The following is a 3,478-nucleotide window of genomic DNA, read 5'->3' as shown; positions in this document are numbered from 1 at the left end:
CCTCATTATTGCGTGTTATTGCTTGAGTCATAATCCGTTGTTGTTCGTTTTTATGGACTAGTGGATCTCCCTCAGCCGGACTGGATCTGCGTTTTCTGCCGATATATGTTACAGAAAGGTTACCTGGTGCCGCTGCATTTAAGCGAGGTTCAACAAATGTCCAAGCTCCCATGTTTTTCGGTTCTTCTTGTGCCCAGAAGATTTCTTTTAGGTTCGTATATTTTTTCAATGCTTCTTGAACGCCAGTGAACGGGAATGGATAAATCTCTTCGATACTGATGATTTGCAACCAATCCGTATTTTTTTCAGCTGCTGCTTTTTCACGAAGTTCAACAACCAATTTACCTGTTGCAAAAACAATGCGCTCTACTGCTTTTGGTTTTTTGCCCAATGCTTTTGTTTCTACGAATGATTCAAAACTACCTACACTGAATTCTTCAGCTGTAGAAGCCATCACCTGATTACGAAGCATACTCTTCGGTGTCATGATGACAAGTGGACGTACTTGCTCTTGTTCCAGTATTTTAGCTTGTCTTCTAAGGATATGGAAGTATTGAGCTGCCGAACTTAAGTTAGCAACTGTCCAGTTGTTTTCAGCTGCTAATTGAAGGAAACGTTCTAAGCGGGCACTTGAATGCTCTGGTCCTTGTCCTTCATATCCGTGTGGAAGCAGCATAACAAGACCTGATCTTTGACCCCATTTTGCACGGCCTGCCGCGATAAATTGGTCAAAGATTACTTGTGCTGTATTTGCAAAGTCACCGAATTGACCTTCCCAAAGAACAAGTGTTTCAGGTGCGAATACATTATAACCATATTCATACGCTAGAACTGCTGTTTCAGTAAGCGGGCTGTTATGAACAGCGAATGAAGCTTTAGCAGTTTCAAGTGTGTGAAGTGGTGAATATGTTTTTCCATTAACACTGTCATGCAACATAATGTTACGCTGTGCGAATGTTCCACGCTCTGAATCTTGTCCAGTTAGACGAATTGGAGTACCGTCATTCAAAATGGATGCAAATGCAAGTGTTTCAGCATGCGCCCAGTCAATTTTACCGTCATCTCCAAATGAATCTAAGCGACGTGATAAGATTTTCCCTAATTTTTTATTAGGTGTAAATCCTTCTGGCCATTTAACAAGTTCTTCATTAATTGAAACAAGTTCTCCTTTTGATACAGCTGTTTCAATAGTAGGAAGTCCTTTTTCAATAATGCCCGGCGGGTTACATTCTTTAGTAGCTTCTGGTTTATTTCCAGAAATTCTCGCATAAGCATCTGCCAGTTTTGTATCTACTTGCTCTGCCACTGTTTTAACTTCATCTTCTGTGAACTCGCCAGATTGAATAAGTTTATTAGCATAAAGTTCTTTAACTGTTGGATGCTTATGAATCAATGCATACATTTCAGGTTGAGTAACCAATGGCTCATCCATTTCATTATGACCGAAACGTCTGTAACCGATTAAATCGATCAAGAAATCTTTATTATATTTTTCGCGATATTGGTTAGCAAGGTTTACTGCAGCCATACATGCTTCTGGATCGTCAGCATTCACATGCACGATAGGCACTTCAAAGCCTTTAGCCAAATCACTAGCATATTTAGTTGAGCGTGAATCTTCACTTTCCGTTGTAAAACCAATCATGTTATTAGCGATGATATGAATAGCTCCGCCAACTTGGTAACCGCGCAGACGGCTTAAGTTAAACGTTTCCGGTACAATTCCTTCACCAGGGAATGCTGCATCACCATGAATCAGGATTGCAAGTGATTTTGAAATATCTTGAACCGGGAAGCCTTTTTCTGTACGGTCTTCTTGGGCCGCACGAGAATACCCTTCCACGATTGGACCAACTACTTCCAAGTGACTTGGGTTATTCGCAAGAGTAATTCTTGCTTTTTGTATATTTGCTTTAGTAATTTGTTTATCCAGACCTAAATGGTATTTAACATCTCCTGTCCATCCGTAATTAATGCCAGTTGAACCTTCGGAAGGAACTAAATCTTTATTAGGTGAATGTTGGAATTCTGAAAAAATAACCTCATATGGTTTTCCTAGAACATGTGCAAGTACATTTAAACGTCCTCGGTGAGCCATCGCAATATTTACATTTCCAGTTCCATTTTGAACAGTCTGTGAAATCATTTCATCTAAAATCGGTACTAAAGTATCTAGTCCTTCAATAGAGAAACGTTTTTGCCCTACATATGTGCGATGAAGGAATTTTTCGAACCCTTCAACTTCATTCAAGCGTTTAAGTAATAATGCCTTTTTCTCTTTAGCCACTTCCGGGAACATGTTTCCGGATTCGACCATATCAGTAAGCCATTGCTTTTCGTCCAGGTCATTAACATGGTGAAATTCAAAGGCTATCGTTTTTGTATAAAGTTGTTTTAGGTATTGTACGGCTTCGTATCCGTCTTTCACATCATTAGGTGATTCGGGACAAATAAAGTCAGCCGGGATTTTTCTTAAATCATCTGCAGTCAACCCATATTTTTCGAAGTGAATTTGTTCCGTGTCTAATGCTTCTTCTTTTAAAGGATAAATATTTGCAGCTAGATGTCCATATGCACGGATATTTTCCGCTAATTTTACTGCAGACATTATTTTCTTCATAGGAAGAACTTCTCCAGTTTGTACAGTTGGTGCATTTCCGATAGTTACTTCAGCCGATACATCAAATGAAGGAGGACCTGATACTTCAAAAAAGTTTCTCAGTTCCGGATCTACTTCTTCCGGATTGGCTTGAAATAGATCGTATTGCTCCATGACATACCCAAGGTTTGGACCTGAAAAAGTTTTCCATGGGTCGTATGCCTTAGCGTCCTTGATGGTCATTTTGTAAACCCCCAAATTTTTCTCATAATTTTTTTCATTGCGTTTTATCCATCCCCAAATTCTTACTTCTAAATTTTCCCCAAATATATGATATATAATAAACAAATTTGGTTATTGAATAATAAAATTTTTAAGGATAAAACGTTTTCAGATGTTATATTAACATGTTTTTGTCGAAATATCCAAAGGTTAAAACACTTTATTCACCCTTTTTGAAACTATTTTTCTGCTTAATTCGTCATATTACGCCTTTAACAGACTTTATTGCTCATTTAAGTCCTTTTTCGCTAAAAAAAGATTTTTGTATTTTTGCATTTTGATTATCACCAGGTATATCTTACCATACCAAAAACCCTTTAAAATCAGTCAAACTGCCAAGCTGTTAAACTCAGATTCCCATATTGAAAAGTCCGGTGTAACAGCTTTGGCTTTTTGTTGTCATCTCCTGATCCCATGGCGATGACTAATGGAATAAAATGCTCTTTTGTAGGTACAGCATCTTTACTATAAGGAGCCATTTGCTCATAGTTAACCAAAGTCTCCATATCCCAATTCATGATCTTTTCTTCTACCCACTCCTCAAAACTGATTGCCCATCCCTCTGCCACATGCATATCTTCCTGAATATGGTTAAAG

1 protein-coding gene and 1 pseudogene are annotated in these 3,478 nt (G+C 38.3%); both read right to left on the bottom strand.

Translation table 11 applies throughout. From position 1 onward, the window contains the following. Positions 1–2,842 (bottom strand): 2-oxoglutarate dehydrogenase E1 component (sucA, locus tag AC1DUW_RS23725; protein ID WP_477643610.1); only part of this gene is annotated, 2,842 nt, incomplete at its 3' end. A 362-nt stretch (positions 2,843–3,204) separates the two neighbouring features. Beyond that, positions 3,205–3,478, bottom strand: a pseudogene (locus tag AC1DUW_RS23720) (dioxygenase); the annotation flags it as partial.

Source organism: Peribacillus sp. P4_C12, assembly GCF_056402095.1.
The sequence above is the reverse complement of the archived record's forward strand: the minus strand, read 5'-3'. Positions and strand labels throughout refer to the sequence as shown.